Source organism: Gammaproteobacteria bacterium (genome assembly GCA_033344735.1).
GTDB lineage: Bacteria > Pseudomonadota > Gammaproteobacteria > UBA4575 > UBA4575 > UBA1858.
The window spans coordinates 705624-724261 of the sequence record JAWPMW010000001.1 but is presented as its reverse complement, the minus strand read 5'-3'; the positions used below and the strand labels follow the sequence as shown (position 1 = coordinate 724261).

Below are 18638 nucleotides of genomic sequence, written 5' to 3'. Positions count from 1 at the left end.
TCCTACAATTTAAAATGCCATATCAAAAAATCTTAATTGCTATTAACAAAAGTGAGCTTTCCATGAGGGTCGCTGAACAAGGTATAAAATTAGCTATCCAGCTTGACGCTAACATCGCCTTAGCATCTGTAATTGATACTGCAAAAGTTAATAAAGATTCGGAGTCTGGAAGTCTTCCACAAGACCAAATTACTAAGCTAAAAAAGGAAGCGAATCAAACAATTGATCATATTGTAGAAAATTTTCCCGAATGCAAATTCGATCGATATGTATCAGAAGGGAAACCGAGCAAGGAAATAATTAAAATCGCAGGAGATTGGGAAGCTGATCTAATCGTTATGGGCACTCAGGGAAAAACTGGGTTAAAGCGACTGTTTTTAGGTAGCACAGCGGAAAATACTATACGTCTATGTAATATTCCTCTCCTTGTTGTGCCGACAAAGCTTTAATGATCCTTTTAATGACTGCTTTTGAGCCGAAAGCCGACATCTATTCATAACTGAAAAATCTGATTCCTTTATTAGCGTTGATTCCGAATAACAAATGATACTGATTGATAATCAACCAATCGAAAAAAGCACCAGATCTATAATCTTAGTGATTTAGTTGATTGATATAAGAATGGCGTCCCCAAGGGGATTCGAACCCCTGTTGTCGCCGTGAAAGGGCGATGTCCTAGGCCTCTAGACGATGGGGACAAATTGATCGCTTTATCGTAGAGAACACCGCATTTCTACAGTGCTTATGGGCCGCGAACATTACGTTAAAACAGGCACTTATGTCAAGCACGAAGATTATTTAGGGCCTTACACTTATTATTTACTATCTTGTCGGGAATTATCTGAATTCGAATAGTAAATTAAGTAAACTTCTGTACATAACGCCATTCTAAACTAACCTACTATGACCAGTATCGCACTACAATTACCTGCCATTTTGCAGAGAAATAGCGTCTTATTGCCACGCATGTTGAGCTACTTGTTAGTGATACTTATCGCAATGAGTTCAGCCAAATTAGTGTGGAGCTTTTTTTCAGGTGCTGAGTCTTCAACCAACGTTACTGAGATAAAAGCCGCTCCTCCAAAGCTTGTTAAACCACCTCCACCTAAACCAGACTATGGGTCCCAAATTGCGCGCTTGCACCTCATGGGTAAGGCTTCTATTGCTGATAATCCTGTGATGGCTGATCAAAATGCACCGGACACCTCTCTAAACTTAACACTCAGTGGTGTTCTTGCCTTAGGTGGCGGAGAAGGTTTTGCTATTATTGAAAATGAATCAAAAAAACATAAGTTTTATCAATTAGATGAAGAGATAACCTCAGGTGTTACATTACATTCAGTTTTCTCTGATTATGTGTTACTTGCCCGATCTGGGCGCACAGAAAAACTATCTTTACCTAAAGCATCTGAAAAGGGATTTTCTAACCTAAATAATACGTCAACAACTAGAAAAATACCTATATCATCTCGAGTACCTTCCCAAGCTAAAGCCAATCAGCAGCCCAGCCTTTCAAACCTTAAGCAACAATTGACTAAAAACCCCTCTTCCCTAGCCAAATACATATCAATTAGTAGTGCAAATGACGATGAAACAGGTGAATTTATGGGCTATAAGGTGAAGCCAAATGGCGGCTCTTCGGCATTATTTGATGAATTGGGTTTAGTGGAAGGCGATGTGATCACAACTATTAATGAAATATCTCTGGATAACCCCAATAAAGCCACCCAGGCGTTTCAAAAGCTTGTTAGCGCCTCACAGTTGGAGATGACCGTTTTACGTTCTGGAACCACGATTAACCTTGTTCATAACCTAGATTGAACCACTGATTCACATATCTACACAAACTAGTAATAAGTGTTCGATAATCTACTGTTAGGACATTGGTTTTTGGAAAAAACAAGATAATTATTACGATTGTAATAAGTGAAATAAAAATGATGATAACGATGAAAAACTTTGCCGCACCATATGCTATCAAATCACAGATACTTGCACTCATGCTGCTGGCGAGTTGTGTGTTTTCCAACTTAGCATTTTCAGAAACTGGCATTACACTTAATCTTAAGGATGCTGATCTGCAATCTTTCATCGAAACAGTTGCGGAGATCACTGGGAAAAATTTTGTTATTGATCCTCGCGTAAAAGCAAAAGTAACTGTAGTTTCGGCGCGTCCTATGGATCGTAAAGAAATTTATGAAGTATTTTTATCTGTTTTACAAGTGCATGGATTTGCTACTGTTGAAGTTGGTGAAGTGATTAAGATATTACCGGATGTGAATGCTAAACAAGGTCCAGGCAATGTTGTGACTGGCTCATCAGGTTCTAAGGGTGACGAGTTAGTTACGCGTGTAATTGAAGTCAATAACGTTGCCGCTGCACAACTCGTTCCCATCCTTCGTCCATTAGTTCCTCAACAAGGTCATTTAGCTGCTTACCCTGGTAGCAATATGCTAGTGATTTCCGATCGGGGAGCAAATATAGCTCGTTTAGAAAAAATAATTAAAAAGATTGATCAGCCAGATGCACAAGAAATTGAAGTAATTACTTTACAGCATGCTTCTGCAAGTGAAGTCGTTCAAATACTAAATTCTCTTCGCACTGCCGGTGGACAAGCGGCTGCACAAACGCCAGGCGCCCCAACCTTAGCAGCAGATGAGAGAACAAATAGTATTTTGCTCTCTGGTGATAGCACATCAAAAATGCGTATTCGAGGTTTAATTGCACACTTAGACACGCCGATTGAAGGAACTGGCAATACTAAGGTAGTTTATTTACATTATGCGTTAGCCGAAGAGATCGCACCCATCCTTCAAGGTGTTTCAGATTTCGAATCTTCTGAGAATGGAACAAATACGACTTCGTCAAGTGATGAAGACATCAATATTCAGGCAGATGCAACAAACAATGCATTAATAATTACTGCTCCACCTGCTAGGTATGATAGTTTGCGTAGAGTTATCAGCAAGCTAGACGTAAGACGTGCTCAAGTATTAGTAGAAGCAATCATTGCAGAAGTCTCTTCAGACTTGTCCAAAGAACTTGGGGTAGAAGGCTTTTTAATTCCTACTGGAGATTCTCCAAGTGGCCCTGCAGCTTCTTCTATCAATAGTGGTACTATCGCAAATATTGTTGCAGACCCGACTAGTCTTCTCAGTGCAACGGGTTTTTCATTAGGCGGTGCTGATTTATCGGGAGACACTCAATGGGGGGTACTTTTAAGAGCACTTGAAGGCGATGCCTCAACTAATATTCTTTCCACGCCTACGCTGGTGACGCTAGACAATGAAGAAGCTGAAATTGTAGTGGCACAGAATGTACCATTTATTACAGGCCAATTTACTAATACAGGAAGTGGTACAGATTCTGCTGTAAATCCTTTTCAAACAATTGAAAGACAAGATGTAGGACTTACATTACGAATAACCCCGCAGATTAATGAGGGAGACAGTGTAAGACTCCAGATTGAGCAAGAAATTTCTAATATTTCAACTAGCTCAGTGGCTTCCGACATTATAACTAATGAACGAAGAATAAGTACTTCAGTAATGGTAGACGATAACAAGATTCTTGTGCTGGGTGGATTAACTCAAGATGATTACAGAGACTCAGTAACTAAAACACCTCTACTTGGAGACATTCCATTACTTGGAAACTTGTTTAGGTCGACAACAACATCTAAAACCAAACAAAATTTAATGGTGTTTATTCATCCTGTCATATTGCGTGATGCAAGTAGTGCTAATGTGGCGACAGAATCTAAATATGAATACTTACGTACTCGTCAATTAGAATCTAAAATTGAAGATCGTGGATTAATTAAAGACAATTTTGCACGCTTTCCTGATCTTAATGACCTAGTCACTCAACTGCCTATTCAAGTAAAAAATCCTACACAAACATCGAATAGTCAACTTCAACCACAATCACCGAGTTCATCACAGCAATAATATTCTATGGCTTCTGCAATCGAAACTCGACGCCCTCCATATAGCTTTGCTAAAAGACATGGTGTGTTGGTTGGTAACGAAATCAACGGACGTGTAATTGTTTTTCAGCGTCCTAATGTAAAAATGAATGCAATCAAGGAGATTCAGCGTTTCTTAGGGGCTCCTATCGCATTTAAACCACTCCAAGAAGATGAGTTTGATGAGCTCCTGTCTAAAGTGTATGACAGTGGTGCAAATGGCTCTTTAGCAATGATGGAAGATCTTGGTGATGACCTTGATCTAGAAAGCTTGGCTGACTCTATTCCAGAACCACAAGATTTGATGGAAGCAGATGATGATGCGCCTATAATTCGATTGCTAAATGCCCTACTCACTCAAGCTGTTCGTGAGAACGCATCTGATATTCATATTGAAACTTTTGAGCAGCGCTTATCTATTCGCTTAAGAGTAGATGGAGTGTTACGTGAAGTACTTCAACCGCCAAAAAATATTGGAATCTTAATTGTATCAAGAATCAAGGTGATGGCTAACTTAGATATCGCTGAGAAACGACTTCCTCAAGATGGTCGTATTTCGCTAAGAGTAGCTGGTCGCCCCGTTGATGTGCGTGTATCTACATTACCATCGGGTCATGGAGAACGTGTTGTATTACGTTTATTAGATAAACAAGCAGGACGTTTAGAACTATCTCACCTTGGTTTAACTAAAGACTTACACGATAAGCTAAAAAATACTATTACTAAGCCACATGGAATTATTTTGGTCACAGGTCCAACTGGTTCAGGAAAAACAACCACTTTATATGCCTCGCTAAATGAATTGAATAACTCATCTCGCAATATTTTAACTGTCGAAGACCCTATTGAGTATTTCCTAGATGGAATTGGTCAAACTCAAGTTAACAATAAAGTTGATATGACATTTGCACGTGGATTACGTGCCATCCTTAGACAAGATCCAGACGTTGTTATGGTTGGTGAGATTCGTGATTTGGAAACAGCGCAAATTGCAGTACAAGCTAGCTTAACTGGGCATTTGGTATTTTCTACTTTACACACTAATACTGCGGTAGGTGCGATTACACGAATGCGTGATATGGGTGTAGAGCCATTCTTATTGGCATCAAGTGTGCTTGGTGTTTTGGCACAACGATTAGTACGTGTGTTATGTGATGAATGTAAAGAACCACATACAGCTAGCTCAATGGAATATGAACAATTAAACTTAGCCCAGTTTGGTTCTGGTGTCAGTGAAGCACCAACTATCTATTCTGCTAAAGGTTGTCCTACTTGTAATAACAGTGGTTATACCGGTCGAAGTGGAATTTATGAATTTATCACCTTAGATAATACTTTTCGCAGCATGATTCACGACATAGGCTCTGAGCAGGATCTAGATGAATACGCACGTAAAATTGCACCCAGCATACGCCAGGATGGCATACGTTTAGTATTACAAGGAAAGACGACTCTTGAAGAAGTGATGCGAGTCACTCGAGAAAATTAAGCAAGTAATTTTGCTATGCCGGCTTTTGAATATAACGCATTAGACGATTCGGGACGTAATAAGAAAGGCGTCATCGAGGGTGATAGTCCAAAATCTGCTCGACAATTGTTACGTTCACAAGGGTTAACACCACTTGATATAAATCCAATTGCGCAAAAAGATCGTAGTGGGAATAGACAACCATTTTTTTCTCTGGGTAAACGAATGAGTTCAAGTGAGCTTGCTTTGTTTACGCGTCAGCTTGCTACTTTACTACAATCAGGTACTCCGCTAGAAGAAGCATTACGCACTACTGCAAAACAATCTGAAAAATCACATGTTACTCGCACAATTTTAGGTGTGCGCTCAAAAGTTACCGAAGGACATAGCTTAGAAAATGGCTTAGCAGAATTTCCTGCAACCTTCCCTGATTTATATCGCGCAACTGTCTCTGCTGGAGAAAAGTCAGGTAATTTAGACCCTGTGCTAGAGCGTCTCGCTGACTATACTGAAAGCCGCCAAGAAATGCAGCAGAGCGTCACTACAGCACTAGTTTATCCTATTGTTTTGTTAATTATATGTATTGGTGTGGTTGTGGGACTGCTTACTTATGTTGTACCACAGGTTGTACAAGTGTTTGCAGATCTTGGCAATGAACTACCATTTCCAACAAAAGTGTTATTGGCAGCTAGTGATTTTCTTCGAGCAACATGGTGGTATTGGTTGGGCGCAATAATTGCTGCGATTTTTGGTTTTAAATATTTAATGAAAGCGCATGCTTTCAGATACAAATTCCATGCTCTGCAATTGCGTTTACCAATTGCTGGTAGATTAATTCGCGGTCTTAATACCTCACGTTTTGCACGTACCTTAAGTATTTTAACTGCATCAGGTGTTCCAGTATTAGAAGCATTACGTATTGCATCACATGTAATCCCAAACTTGCCAATGAAAAAAGCTGTAAATGATGCGGCAGTCAATGTCAGAGAAGGCGCAAGCATTCATGGGTCTCTAGAGACTTCTCGACACTTCCCACCAATGACACTACATCTAATAGCAAGTGGTGAGGCTAGTGGTAATTTAGAAGTCATGTTGGAACGTGCGGCTGTACAACAAGAACGAGAATTGAAAACAATTATTTCAGCAACTTTAAGTTTATTTGAACCACTAATGATTGTCTTTATGGGCGGCTTGGTATTTGGCATTGTCATTGCAATTATGTTGCCATTATTTGAAATGAATCAATTGGTTGGTTAAACACAATTATTATTTAGGAGAATACTAAAATGAAAACACAATCTGGATTTACGCTGATAGAGGTTATTGTTGTGTTGGTGATTTTGGGTATATTGGCATCAATTGTCGCACCCAATGTAATTGGAAATGTGGATAAATCTCGCGTGGTTAAGGCTAAACAAGATATACGAGCATTAGAAAGTGCATTACAAATGTATCGAGTTGATAATTTTAGATACCCCACCACAGATCAAGGATTACAAGCACTAGTAGAAAAACCTACATCAGGTTCAGAAGCAAAAAATTGGCAAAAAGGTGGCTATATTCCTAAGCTGCCTAAAGACCCATGGCAAAATGATTATCAATACATCAGTCCCGGTGAAACTGGTGACTATGATATTTACTCATTAGGAGCTGATGGGGCGCCGGGCGGCACTGATTACAATTCAGATATTAGTAATTTAGACTTAGAGTAAAGCAATTGAAGTTGACTAACAGACAGTCTGGATTCACTTTAATAGAAATTATTGTTGTAATTGCAATTATTGGATTTGTGCTGACGATTGCAACAATCAGCATAGGAAATCCACAAGTAAAGCGCATGAAACAAACAAGTGAGCGCTTTACTTCACTTATTCATCTAGCAAAAGAACAAGCAATTTTTAACTCTCAGGAATATGCTCTATCTGTTTGGGATACAGGTTATGCATTCTACACTCTTGACCAAACAGGATGGGTAGAAGTTTCAGGTGATAGAATTTTTAGAAACCGCACATTGCCCGATGGGATAGAACATAAATTATATCTTGATGGAATAAAAGTTGTTTTATCTGCTGAAGATAAAAAAAAGCCACAAATCTTTATAACTTCAGATGGAGAAGTCTCTCCTTTTCAGCTTGATATTACTGATCGTGATGAATGGACTTATCAAATTAGTTTCGATGAGTTAGGTGAATTTGAAATAGTTTTGGCGGATGCTTAGCAATGAGTATTAATGCTAATACAATAAAAGGATTTACATTAATAGAAGTTGTTGTTGCTGTAGCAGTAATAGCAGTTGGATTAATGGGTACAATAAAAACAATTGGTACTGTCACTAAGAATACGGTTTATCTAAATGAAAGAGTTGTCGCTACCTGGGTTGCCCAAAATGCTATGGCTAGCTATGAATTGAACCTAGAGGATGATGCAGAAAAAGAGACTACAGGAACCGAAGAAGTAGCCGGTATTGAATGGCATTGGACTAAAAAATTAGTCGATACGCAAGACCCAGGCATACAACGTGTTGAAATAGATGTTAGGCGTGACGATGATCCTGATAGCCAAGTATATGCTTCATTGGTTTCACTATTCCCTGCTTATTTTTATTAATATCATCATGATTGCTAGAACCCATAAAAGCGTTGGTTTTACTTTAATAGAAGTGGTCGTTGCTTTGGCCGTTTTTGGCATTGTTGGTATTACTGCATTTAGTGGTCTTAATGCTATTTTGAAATGGCAAACTGATTTAGAGCTACGTTCAGATCAAATTAAATCAATACAATTGACGCTTAAATATTTAGAGAGAGATATCAATCGCTCTATCGCTAGACCTATTAGAGATCAATACGGTGATACTCAGCCAGCATTTTCATCGGACGGCGAATCAATTATGAGTTTAACTTATAGTGGTTGGCGTAATCCTGCTGGATTGCTACGAAGTAGTTTGCAGCGCGTTGCTTATGAAGTAAATGAAAATCAATTTAAGCGACATAGCTGGAATCGACTAGATGGTGCCATAAGTGAAGATGCACGTGAAGTAGTACTACTTGAAGAAGTTAAAGAATTAGAAATAGAATTTCTAAACCAAGCAAACGCATGGGTTGACCAGTGGCCGCCACTTAATAGTGACTCTACTTCAATCGGTTTGCCGCGAGCTGTATTAATTTCTTTTGAGGCACAACCAATTGGTAAAATCACAAGAATTATCACGGTGCCTGAATGACTAATTATTCTCAACAGCGTGGTATTGCATTATTGACTGCCATTCTTGTGCTTGCGTTAGCGGTCATTGCTGCAACCTCTATTTCAGCAAATCATCAGTTATCAATTCGAAGAGCTGAAAACGTTGTATTTGGCAGCCAAGTATGGTCGTATCTTCATGGTGGTGAAACTTGGGCAAAGGTAATTTTAGCTAGAGATCTAGATGATAAAAATAGCTATGACCATGAGAGTGAAGCTTGGGCGACTGAGCTCCCTGCTCTACCGCTTCCCGGGGGGTATATTTCAGGTAAAATTCAAGATGAACAGGGCAAAATTAATATAAATAACCTCCTTGCAGGGGCAGATCCCGATCCACTTACACGAATTAGATTAGAAAGCTTATTTAGTCTGCTTGAGCTAGATCCTACCTTAATACAAGCAGTCATCGACTGGATTGACCCAGATGTCAACGCAATCCCTCCTAATGGTGCCGAAGACGATTACTATACGGGATTAGAATCCCCTTATTTGACGGCAAACCGCCCTATGCAACATATATCTGAAATACGCTTAGTGAAAGGCTTTGATCAAGAAATATATGACAAAGTTAAACCATTTTTAACTGCTTTGCCTTCCAATACTGCTGTTAATGTTAATACAGCTAAAGCAGAAGTCATTGCCTCAGCAATCCCAAATATTGGAATTGCGCTGGCTAATAATCTAATTGAAGAGCGTGATGAAGAGGCCTTTAAGTCTGTCCAAGAGTTTGTATCAAATCCTCTGCTTCAAGGCACTTCAGTGAATCTTCAAGCCCTATCAGTAGGAAGTAGTTACTTTAGTTTAAATTCTCAAGTAAAAGTTGGAAATAGTTTTATTAATAATACGAGTATTCTCAATCGAATAAATAATTCCAACATCACTGTTGTAACAAGAGTACCAGGATATTAATCATGGAAACCCTATTTTTAAGATTTCTAGCTAATAGTGATAATCGTGTTATCGATGAAGACACATCCGTGCGTTGGGTTTTAGTCACTGACGAATCTGAAGCTAATGATTGTGGAATGGTTAAACTCACTAATGCTTCAACATTAATACAAGACCGAAAAGTTGTTATCTTATTACCAATTGAACATCTATATATTACATCAGTAGCAGTACAAACCAAGAATAAAAAACAGTTAGAAAAAGCAATACCGTATGCACTTGAGGATGATTTAACCGAAGACATTGAAGACTTACATTTCTCGTTGGGAAAGCGCAATGATGATGGCGAGATCCCAGTTATAGTTATATCTAAAATACATTTAGATCATCTCATTAAAATTTTAGGTAGTGTTAACGTTTTACCCGATGTGATCACTTCGGATATTTTCGGCTTGGACTGGAGTAAAGATCAATGGACATTATGTATTGATGACGGACACTTATTAGCAAGAACTCAACAATGTAATGGATTTGGTTGTGAAACTAATGATTTCACTGACTTCATGAATGTTACGCTTAGTGAACAATCAGAAAACCCAAGCAAAATCGTTGTGTATAGTCATCCTGATGAAAACTTAGAAGACATTGTAAAGTTACCTAATATTCAACTAGATGATTTTTGGTCACCAAGTGCATTCATCAAAGGATTTTCAAATGAAGAATGTATTAACTTACTTCAAGGGAGTTATGTAAAAGCTGATAAACAACACAAAACTATTAGACCTTGGAAAATAGCTGCGGCACTTACTGCAATATGGATAACTATTTCAATGGCAAATATGGGCCTTGAATATTCTAGATTGAATAAACTAGATAAAAACCTATCTGCTGAGATCGATCAAATATTTAAACGCACATTTCCTGAAGTTAAAAATGTCGTTAATGCTCGCGTTCAAATGCAGCAACGTATTAAAGCCTTGTCTGCTTCTGATTCTAATGTAAGTGAAGCAGATTTTCTTAAATTTTTACATCAAAGTGGGTACGAACTTTATAAAGACTCGAATATATCAATTACAGAATTACAATATAAAAATAACAAACTGTCCTTAGATATCAAAACTAAAAACATTCAAGTATTAGAAGCAGTTAAATCTAAACTACAGTCTAAGAACATCAACGCAGAATTACAAACAGCAAAAACAGTTGATGATTTTGTAATGGCACGTATGCAAGTATCGGAGTAAATCATGAAAGACTGGTGGAATAATTTACAATCGAGAGAACAAAGCTTTGTCCTTATTGCAGGTATTGCATTAATCTTGTTTTTATTCTACAGCTTGGCTTGGTCACCGTTGGCTGATGCAAGAGATAAAAAGCTAATGAGAGTCGAAAATAATCAAGAATTGTTGCTATGGATGAAATCAAAGAGCACAGAGATTAAGCAACTTAAATTAACTAACCCTAACCTGCTTAAATCCGATAATAAACGCTCATTGCTAGCAATTGTAGATAGTCTTGCTAATAGACTAGGTTTGCGTGCCGCAATAAGACAAATTCAGCCAGATGGACCTCACGCAGCAACAGTTTACATGGACGAGATAAATTTTGATGCACTTGCCACCATGCTAGGCCAATTGGATAAAAATAGTAACGTTAAAGTACGAGAAGCAAGTATCACAAAATTAGAAAAGCCAGGTCTAGTTAAAGCAAGATTAATCTTAAAGAGACTATGAAGAAATATATTTTTTTAGGCGTTCTTGTTTTTTTATTTGCTATGGTTGCTTATGTGCCTGCTAGTGTTGCCGGAAAACTACTCCCTAAGAATATCATTGCCGAACAATTTCAGGGAAATGTATGGGATGGCTCAGCTTCTAGTATTACTATCAATCAAATAAATTATGGGTCTATTAAATGGAAAATTAAGCCTAGTTGTTTTCTATTAATAAAAATATGCGCCGATATAAAACAAAATCATGCAGATATCACTAGCTCTTTTCTACTAAAAGCAAGAAGCACTACTGAAATAATCAACTTGCTAATAAGCGGAAATTCTCAAGTATTAAACCCACTATTGAAAAACTACGGAATAACATTATCTGGTGATTTCAATGGCAACATGGAAAAAATTAAATTTGATAATCAACGTATTCAGCATTTACAAGGTAACATGAAGTTTACCGCATTAGATGTAAATGGAGTTCTACGCTTATCTATGGGAAATGTTGATTGTATATTTGAACCTGAAAAGGATTATACGCAAATTAAAATTGATAATAAGCAGGGACACATAGATCTGGCTGGAGCGATTCAGCTCTTCAATGATATGAAGTACCAGCTTGATATAAAAGTGCAAAAAAATTCTAATTCAACAGAAGCGGTTGTAAATGGATTAAATTTTATTGGAGAATTACAACCAGATGGCTCCGTCAGGCTAGAACAACGAGGAAGTCTAGCTATTTAGCTTGTTTGCAGCCAAACGCATTCTTTCTTTGTATTTTAGGTAATTAGAGAATAGAGTTTCAAAAACTTCTTCATTCATTACTGTCTCACGCACAACAATATTTGAAATTCTGCGTTCTGGGAGTTTGCGTCGCTCTTTTCTAACACATATTCCTTGCGTAGTAATGATAGGAAATTGGGCGACAGTTTCACTATGCCTGCGTTCAGAAGATTTCTTTCGACGTTCTCGAGAATACGCTTCTTTTGTGTTCTTCTTTAGATTACCAGCTCTTCTTTCAGGTCGACGTGGCTTGGTTTTTTGCAAAGCAGCACCTAGTACAATGTAAAAGTAATGCTGACATTGTAGCTAGATAATAAATAATTTGCGAATCAATTAGTTATCTTATTTTTGCATGTAAATTAGCATATTAAAGAGTTACTTAAGAGAATTCTTTAAACAATTCATTAAACTCTTCGTCTTCAATTTGCGTTTCTGTCACATTGATATTTTCAATGCGTCGTTCTGGAGTTTTTCGACACTCTTTACGTATCCAAGTACCGCTGGTTGTAAATACTGGAAAAGTTGTAGGGTTTAAATTTAAACGCCTATCTTCTCTGACCCGCCTCTCTTTATCTTCTACTATGAATTTGAATTGTGTCATTGTTATATTTGTCCCAAACTTAATGTATATCTACCCGACCACCTTTAAGATTAGTGTCAATTATATACCAGAATTGTAATTATTCTATAATTTAATATAAATTTCATTTTTAAGTTCTTGAAATATATAAATTTATATTTAATCAAAACGTTACAAATATATAAAAGAGTATGTACGTGGTAATTACTACTGAACCAAACTAAAATTCACAGGTATGGTGTAGGTTAATTCATTTTTATCGCCTATTACGGAGCTTGGTGGTACCGGCATGGGTGATGCTCGTTCCAACATTTTTATAGCCGCTGTATTTAGGCTTTGATGCTCAGAGGGCTTGACTAATTGATGTCTTACTAACTGACCACTGCTATTTATAGTAAATTTTACCACTGCTTGACCTTCTTGCCCTCTTCTTCTAGCAATAGAGGGATACTTTTTATGACGTTCCAACCACTGTGATAATCGTGCCAGGTAGGATGCTCTATCCCTTTCGATTTTTTCAGATAATTTAACTACTGAGTCCGTTGGTGCTGCATAATTTTTGGAGGTAGATTTTTTTTTGATAGTAGTCTGCTTATATTTTTCAGCAAATGCTTCTATTTTCGGTTTAACAACTTTCGGTTTTACTATTGGTTTTTTATCAACGATAGTTTTTTCAGGTTTAATTATTTTAGGTTTTTTTTGAACTGGTTTAACCGGTGGTATTGGTTTTAGCTGCTCTGATTCTATTACAACAACTGGATCGGCCTTGGCAGGCATATTTAGTTTCTTTAAACGAATGACAATTTCATCATGATTAATAATAGTGTCCGTATTTATATGCTGTTTATCTTGATCATAGCTAATCAACAAGCTAGCATGAAATATGACGGCTAAACTAATTACTATCCACCAATGGTAAGGCTTAATACAGAAACTACTATTAGTCATTCTAAATACTACTTGGATGTACTCGTCATAATATGTACTGCTTCTAAATTGGTTTCACCTAAAGTTTCTAATATATCAACAACACGAATAGCTTCAGTCTCAGCATCTGGTTTAAGCTGAATTTTTTGTTTAGGATTATCAATCAGGTGATTATTGATTATTTTATTAAGCGACTTTAACGAAACTTCTTCTTGATTGATAGCAAGTTCACCATACTGATTTACTAGTATTGTTAATACTTCTCGATTTGCTTGTGTGTTATTTTTAGCAATAGTTGGATTGATTGAGAATAATTCTGGAGATGAAAATGCACCAGCAACCATAAAAAATATTAATAATAAGAACACAACGTTGACCAAAGGCAATAGATTCTCAAGTTCCTTTTTCTCTGGTTGTTCTTGAATTTTCATTTCTATAAATTCTGCTTTGCAGGTTTAGCTACTGATATATTATCACTTGCAAAATTTTTCAATGAATTTAAGACATCTACCATCGTTTGTACATTGGCGCCCTCTTCTGGCTGTATGACGATAGAATGATTGGCATCATTACCAATCTGTTTTCTCATTTTTAATATGATCGAATCAAGTAAGAGTATCTCGTCATTAAGCTGGTACTCACCATTTGAGGATATTTTGATAATACTTAATTCATTTTGGTCAGCAGAAAAATCTTCAATTTTACCAACTGATAACTCAATGTAATGCCAGCGGATAAAATTTGATGCTAACATGAAGAATATAAGAAGAATAAACACTACATCTATAAGTGGAGTTAAATTTACTAAAGATTTTTTCCGTGGCAGAGATAGTTGCATTTCTTTAGTTAAGGCTAACCTTATGAGTAAATACTTGAGTCATTGCATCTTCCATAGCAATTTTAAAATTCTCAATTCTATGTTCTAACCAATTTAGTGCAATGATAGCTGGAATAGCAACGGCTAAGCCAGCTGCTGTGGTTAGTAACGCCTCCCAAATACCACCAGATAATACTGCCGGATCAACTGCGGTTCCTGCTAATTCCAGACGATGGAATGCTTCTATCATTCCTAATACCGTTCCGAACAATCCCAACAATGGGCTTAGCGCTGCAATTACCTCTATTACTCTTAGGTAAGACCTCACATCAGCAAGTTTTAAAGTGGCAACACGTATAACCTCTTCTCGCGCTATGTTGTAATCAATATTTTGTTGTAGACATGCATGGGTAGCTGCTTCGAGCACTTGTGCAATAGGATTTTTTGAATGATGAAGTATTTCATACATCGCTTCAGTATTATTGTTTTTCCAAGCATTAATTGCTGAATCGATGAATGCACGATTTTCTAGTTGCAGTGCAAAAAATTGCCAGCTCTTAAGGAGCAGAATTGAAAGTCCAATTACAGACATTCCAATTAATACTATTACGACAGGTCCCCCTGCTTCAACTAATGTATTGATGCGGGAGACACTTACTTCTATATTTGATGCGTGCATGTGAGTGGTGTCGATTAAGTAGCTTATTTAATAATAATCAGATCATTAGATAGTTATAACTCACACGTTAGGCGTTGCTCAGCATGTGAATAGTCCAGTATACCTGATTTCAAATTTTGGATGAAATGGACTAATTGTCGCACCCAAAGCCGAAGTGCTCGGAAATCCTTGACAATAGCTAAGGAAACAATTGATTGAATAAAGCTAAATCCAAGATCTATAGTAGGATGAAGACGCCTGAAGTAAACTTAAATTTGGCTCTTCCTCCAGTTGTTTTTAATGCAACCAGAATTAGTTGGTTTTATTACAAGGGTGTGGACTAGTCTTTAAATTGTACTAATTTCTACTAATAAATTGCTGTTTTATGGAAAAATATTGTCAATTCTGTCCGGTAGCTAAAGCTGCTGAAATTCTATGTGAAAAATGGGTCATATTAGTCCTCAGAGAACTGATGATGGGAAGCACTCGTTTTGGACAACTACGCTGCGGACTTCCAAGGATCTCACCTAGTATACTTTCACGCCGCCTGAAATCTCTTGAAGAACAAGGGATTATTCTTCGTTCTAAAAAGCTTAAAGCGAATAATTATGAATATTTTTTGACTCAATCTGGAGAGGAATTACGCCCAATTGTATTAGGTTTCGGGGCATGGGGGCATAAATGGGCAAAGAATAAAATTACAACTGAAGATCTTGATGCAGGTTTTTTATTGTGGGATATGCGTCGTCGTTTAAATATCGACTACTTTAATAATCAACGAGCAGTCATCAATATTGAGTTTTACGATCAAGATAATCGTGATCGCTATTGGTGGATAGTAATTGATAACAATGAAATTGACTTATGTTTTGAGGATACTGGTCATGAACCCGATATAGTGATTATTACCACACTCAAAACTATGACCAATATATGGCTAGGTTACGAGAAGTTAACAACTATGATTCGAAATGGCAAAATGAAAATTCTCGGTTCTAAAACACATGTAAAAAATATATCAGAATGGATTGGCCGAAGCACATTTGCTGATAATTAGCACTACTACTAACACTAAAGAATTAAATAAGTGGTGGAGCTAAGCGGGATCGAACCGCTGACCTCCTGCGTGCCACGCAGGCGCTCTCCCAGCTGAGCTATAGCCCCGATATTAAGTAATGTTTGGTAGATGCAATTATGCCTAGCTTATCAACTTCCCTCAACTTGTTTAGAGATAAATGTAATTGCATTTTCAATTCTTACCAACACCCTTTCTTTGCCAATTAATTCAAGGGTTATATCTATCGAAGGAGAGTTTGCACTACCGCATACAGCCACACGAATCGGTGGAGCTATCTTACCTAATTTTAACTGACTCTCTTCAGAATAGTCTGTAATACATTGATGGATATTTTCAGCTCGCCAATCTTGTACAGCAGAAAATTTACATTTAATTGATTGTAAAATTGGCAAGTTTGCAGGTTTAAAGTGTTTCTTTGCAGATTTTTCATCATAACTATCAAAATCAGTAAAAAAATATTCACTATTATCTGTCAGTTCAGTTAAGGTCTTTACTCTTTCTTTTTGTAGATCAATCACCTTGTCTAATTGATTAAAGGAACTTAGTTTAACGTTTTTCTTTGCGTATGCTAACTCTACCCATGACACAAGTTTCTCATTAGGTGTTAGTTTAATATATTGTTGATTCAGCCATTGAAGTTTATCAATATCGAATGCAGCAGCAGACTTGTTTATATTTTCTAATGAAAATAGTGCGATCATTTCCTGTTTTGAGAAAATTTCTTGGTCACCATGTGCCCAGCCAAGCCGAACTAAATAATTTAATATTGCTTCAGGTAAATACCCTTCATCTTCATAAGCTGAAATACTTACTGCACCATGACGTTTTGACATCCGCTTACCATCATTTCCTAAAATCATGGGGACGTGAGCATAGCTTGGCAATGTTCCACCTAGAGCATTAATCATATTAATTTGTCTAGGTGTGTTATTAACATGATCATCACCACGAATAACATGTGTGATATTCATATCTAGGTCATCGACTACAACCGTTAAGTTATATGTTGGTGTACCATCAGAGCGAGCAATAATTAAGTCATCTAACTCAGAATTATTAATTACAACATCGCCCAATACTTGATCTTGAATAATGACTTCACCATCTAGTGGATTTTTAAATCGAACTACTGGGTTAACATCCTTGGGGATGGGGCCAGTATAGTCACGATAACGGCCATCATACTTTGGTTTTTGTCTATTTTTTTGTTGTTCTAAACGTAAAGCATCTAATTCATCTTTAGTGCAGTAACAACGATAGGCTTTATTTTCATTTAAAAGCTTTTCAATGACTTCTTGGTATCGATCAAAACGCCGAGTTTGATAAAAAGGTCCTTCATCAAATTCAAGCCCTAGCCATTCCATACCGCGCAAAATTGCATCCACTGATTCTTGAGTAGAACGTTCTCTATCTGTATCTTCGATACGAAGAACAAATTTTCCTTGATTATGTTTTGCATATAACCAAGAGAAAAGCGCTGTTCGCACGCCACCAATATGTAAATATCCAGTGGGACTTGGGGCAAATCTAGTTTTTACTTCCATGTAGAGACCTGCAAATAGATGAGTAAATTAGAAGTTGCAGATAATAACCCAGACAAGGGTAAGAGATGAATCTGTTTTCGCTATTTAGCGACTAATATACTGAAGAAGATTATCTTCATCTTCTTCGGGAACACGGCCCAAGCTAATATTTCCCAAGCCCCAAAGCGCTACTTCTTCTCGACGCACATAAACGTTTCTGCCTTCTTCGGTGCGAATATAGGTGCCATTTGTGCTGGAATCTTTGAATATGAATTTGCCTTTTTTATATTCAATTGAAGCATGATTACGTGAAATCAGTTTACCTTCAATAGTCATAGAACATGAGGCATCACGACCTAAAGTAAATATCGGCATATCTTCTAGTAGTGAGACTTCTTGGTCACGATAAATCAGCTGTAAACGAGTGACTTTATCATCATCATTTTGACCTACCGCAGATAACATCTGCGTGTAGTCTTCATCCTCCCATTGCAATTCATAAATTGTCGTTTCTTCTTGTCGTCCTTTTAATCTAGAGCTTTCAATACGTCTTGCGCGATGAAGTACTTCTGCTGGGAGTTTTTGTATGACTGCTTCAGTAGTAATGATTTGTCGTGAACGAGCAATTTCACGCATAGCTGCTGCAACATTGACTGTGTCTCCGTAGATATCATTCTGATCAATGATAGCAGTACCATAATGTAAGCCTATACGTATTTTAATCTGTATACCATTTGGGTCTTTTAACTGTTCTAAAAGGTCATTCAACGCAAAAGCAGTGGTGATTGCGTAATCAACTTGCTGAAAATAGCATAATATTTCGTCACCAATAAATTTAACTACACTGCCTTTATTACGTTTAATAGTTTCCGACATGCGGATAAGTGAACGCGCAATACTATCTTGAGCTAGAGTATCGCCAAACTCATGATAAAGTTTAGTACTGCCAGCTATATCGACAAACATGACAGCACAATCAGTATGCTTTTCCATAC

General features: G+C 37.2%; 22 protein-coding genes and 2 tRNA genes. 14 read left to right on the top strand and 10 right to left on the bottom strand.

The features are described 5' to 3' along the window. The first annotated feature begins 14 nt into the window (after window positions 1–14). Window positions 15–449, top strand: a complete 435-nt coding sequence (locus tag R8G33_03775) for a universal stress protein (protein MDW3094771.1) — start codon at window positions 15–17, stop codon at window positions 447–449. 173 nt (window positions 450–622) lie between these two features. On the opposite strand, the gene R8G33_03770 is transcribed toward R8G33_03775, so the two are convergent. Further along, a tRNA-Glu gene (locus R8G33_03770) sits at window positions 623–698 on the bottom strand. Between the two features lie 205 nt (window positions 699–903). Here R8G33_03770 and gspC point away from each other — a divergent pair. The 12 genes from gspC to gspN all read left to right on the top strand — a co-directional run bounded on the left by gspC (window position 904) and on the right by gspN (window position 12021). Beyond that, window positions 904–1821, top strand: a complete 918-nt coding sequence (gspC, locus tag R8G33_03765; GenBank protein MDW3094770.1) for a type II secretion system protein GspC — start codon at window positions 904–906, stop codon at window positions 1819–1821. Window positions 1822–1937: 116 nt separating this feature from the next. Beyond that, a complete protein-coding gene (gene gspD, locus R8G33_03760) occupies window positions 1938–3950 on the top strand; it encodes a type II secretion system secretin GspD (protein ID MDW3094769.1) in 2013 nt (670 codons plus the stop codon). A 6-nt stretch (window positions 3951–3956) separates the two neighbouring features. Continuing rightward, a complete protein-coding gene (gene gspE / locus R8G33_03755; protein MDW3094768.1) occupies window positions 3957–5456 on the top strand; it encodes a type II secretion system ATPase GspE in 1500 nt (499 codons plus the stop codon). A gap of 15 nt (window positions 5457–5471) precedes the next feature. Further along, a complete protein-coding gene (gene gspF / locus R8G33_03750; protein ID MDW3094767.1) occupies window positions 5472–6692 on the top strand; it encodes a type II secretion system inner membrane protein GspF in 1221 nt (406 codons plus the stop codon). 29 nt (window positions 6693–6721) lie between these two features. Further along, window positions 6722–7147 (top strand): type II secretion system major pseudopilin GspG, encoded by a 426-nt coding sequence (gspG, locus tag R8G33_03745; protein ID MDW3094766.1) that lies wholly within the window; start codon window positions 6722–6724, stop codon window positions 7145–7147. A gap of 5 nt (window positions 7148–7152) precedes the next feature. Continuing rightward, window positions 7153–7653 (top strand): type II secretion system minor pseudopilin GspH, encoded by a 501-nt coding sequence (gene gspH, locus R8G33_03740; protein MDW3094765.1) that lies wholly within the window; start codon window positions 7153–7155, stop codon window positions 7651–7653. Window positions 7654–7655: 2 nt separating this feature from the next. Beyond that, window positions 7656–8042, top strand: coding sequence for a type II secretion system minor pseudopilin GspI (gene gspI / locus R8G33_03735; GenBank protein MDW3094764.1), 387 nt, complete (start codon window positions 7656–7658; stop codon window positions 8040–8042). Window positions 8043–8049: 7 nt separating this feature from the next. Beyond that, window positions 8050–8655: a type II secretion system minor pseudopilin GspJ gene (gene gspJ, locus R8G33_03730; GenBank protein MDW3094763.1), complete on the top strand. Its 606-nt coding sequence runs from the start codon at window positions 8050–8052 to the stop codon at window positions 8653–8655. Continuing rightward, window positions 8652–9581: a type II secretion system minor pseudopilin GspK gene (gene gspK, locus R8G33_03725; GenBank protein MDW3094762.1), complete on the top strand. Its 930-nt coding sequence runs from the start codon at window positions 8652–8654 to the stop codon at window positions 9579–9581. Before gspJ ends, gspK begins: the two co-directional genes overlap by 4 nt. Window positions 9582–9583: 2 nt before the next feature. Then, window positions 9584–10804: a type II secretion system protein GspL gene (gene gspL, locus R8G33_03720; protein MDW3094761.1), complete on the top strand. Its 1221-nt coding sequence runs from the start codon at window positions 9584–9586 to the stop codon at window positions 10802–10804. A gap of 3 nt (window positions 10805–10807) precedes the next feature. After that, the gene (locus R8G33_03715; protein MDW3094760.1) at window positions 10808–11293 is read left to right on the top strand and encodes a type II secretion system protein M; all 486 of its coding nucleotides are present in this window, start codon (window positions 10808–10810) and stop codon (window positions 11291–11293) included. Further along, window positions 11290–12021 carry a type II secretion system protein N gene (gene gspN, locus R8G33_03710; GenBank protein MDW3094759.1) on the top strand — a complete coding sequence of 244 codons (732 nt, stop codon included), beginning with the start codon at window positions 11290–11292 and terminating at the stop codon, window positions 12019–12021. The genes R8G33_03715 and gspN overlap by 4 nt, the downstream gene beginning before the upstream one ends. On the opposite strand, the gene R8G33_03705 is transcribed toward gspN, so the two are convergent. The 6 genes from R8G33_03705 to R8G33_03680 all read right to left on the bottom strand — a co-directional run bounded on the left by R8G33_03705 (window position 12010) and on the right by R8G33_03680 (window position 15063). Continuing rightward, window positions 12010–12324, bottom strand: coding sequence for a hypothetical protein (locus tag R8G33_03705; GenBank protein ID MDW3094758.1), 315 nt, complete (start codon window positions 12322–12324; stop codon window positions 12010–12012). The two genes, gspN and R8G33_03705, sit on opposite strands and share 12 nt — an antisense overlap. Before the next feature lie 115 nt (window positions 12325–12439). After that, on the bottom strand, window positions 12440–12661 hold the full coding sequence (locus R8G33_03700) for a hypothetical protein (GenBank protein ID MDW3094757.1): 222 nt from the start codon (window positions 12659–12661) through the stop codon (window positions 12440–12442). Window positions 12662–12847: 186 nt separating this feature from the next. Further along, entirely contained in the window at window positions 12848–13588 is a 741-nt protein-coding gene (locus tag R8G33_03695) for an energy transducer TonB (GenBank protein MDW3094756.1), read from the bottom strand. 8 nt (window positions 13589–13596) lie between these two features. Further along, window positions 13597–13998: a biopolymer transporter ExbD gene (locus R8G33_03690; protein MDW3094755.1), complete on the bottom strand. Its 402-nt coding sequence runs from the start codon at window positions 13996–13998 to the stop codon at window positions 13597–13599. A 2-nt stretch (window positions 13999–14000) separates the two neighbouring features. After that, the gene (locus R8G33_03685) at window positions 14001–14405 is read right to left on the bottom strand and encodes a biopolymer transporter ExbD (GenBank protein ID MDW3094754.1); all 405 of its coding nucleotides are present in this window, start codon (window positions 14403–14405) and stop codon (window positions 14001–14003) included. A 4-nt stretch (window positions 14406–14409) separates the two neighbouring features. Continuing rightward, window positions 14410–15063, bottom strand: coding sequence for a MotA/TolQ/ExbB proton channel family protein (locus R8G33_03680; GenBank protein MDW3094753.1), 654 nt, complete (start codon window positions 15061–15063; stop codon window positions 14410–14412). A gap of 364 nt (window positions 15064–15427) precedes the next feature. Between R8G33_03680 and R8G33_03675 the strand changes: the two genes are divergently transcribed. Further along, on the top strand, window positions 15428–16099 hold the full coding sequence (locus R8G33_03675; GenBank protein MDW3094752.1) for a helix-turn-helix domain-containing protein: 672 nt from the start codon (window positions 15428–15430) through the stop codon (window positions 16097–16099). A 31-nt stretch (window positions 16100–16130) separates the two neighbouring features. Here R8G33_03675 and R8G33_03670 read toward each other — a convergent pair. The 3 genes from R8G33_03670 to R8G33_03660 form a co-directional block, all read right to left on the bottom strand. Then, window positions 16131–16206: transfer RNA gene (locus tag R8G33_03670), tRNA-Ala, on the bottom strand. Window positions 16207–16248: 42 nt separating this feature from the next. Continuing rightward, entirely contained in the window at window positions 16249–17664 is a 1416-nt protein-coding gene (gltX, locus tag R8G33_03665) for a glutamate--tRNA ligase (GenBank protein MDW3094751.1), read from the bottom strand. An 84-nt stretch (window positions 17665–17748) separates the two neighbouring features. Further along, window positions 17749–18636 (bottom strand): adenylate/guanylate cyclase domain-containing protein, encoded by an 888-nt coding sequence (locus R8G33_03660; protein MDW3094750.1) that lies wholly within the window; start codon window positions 18634–18636, stop codon window positions 17749–17751. Between the last annotated feature and the right edge of the window lie 2 nt (window positions 18637–18638).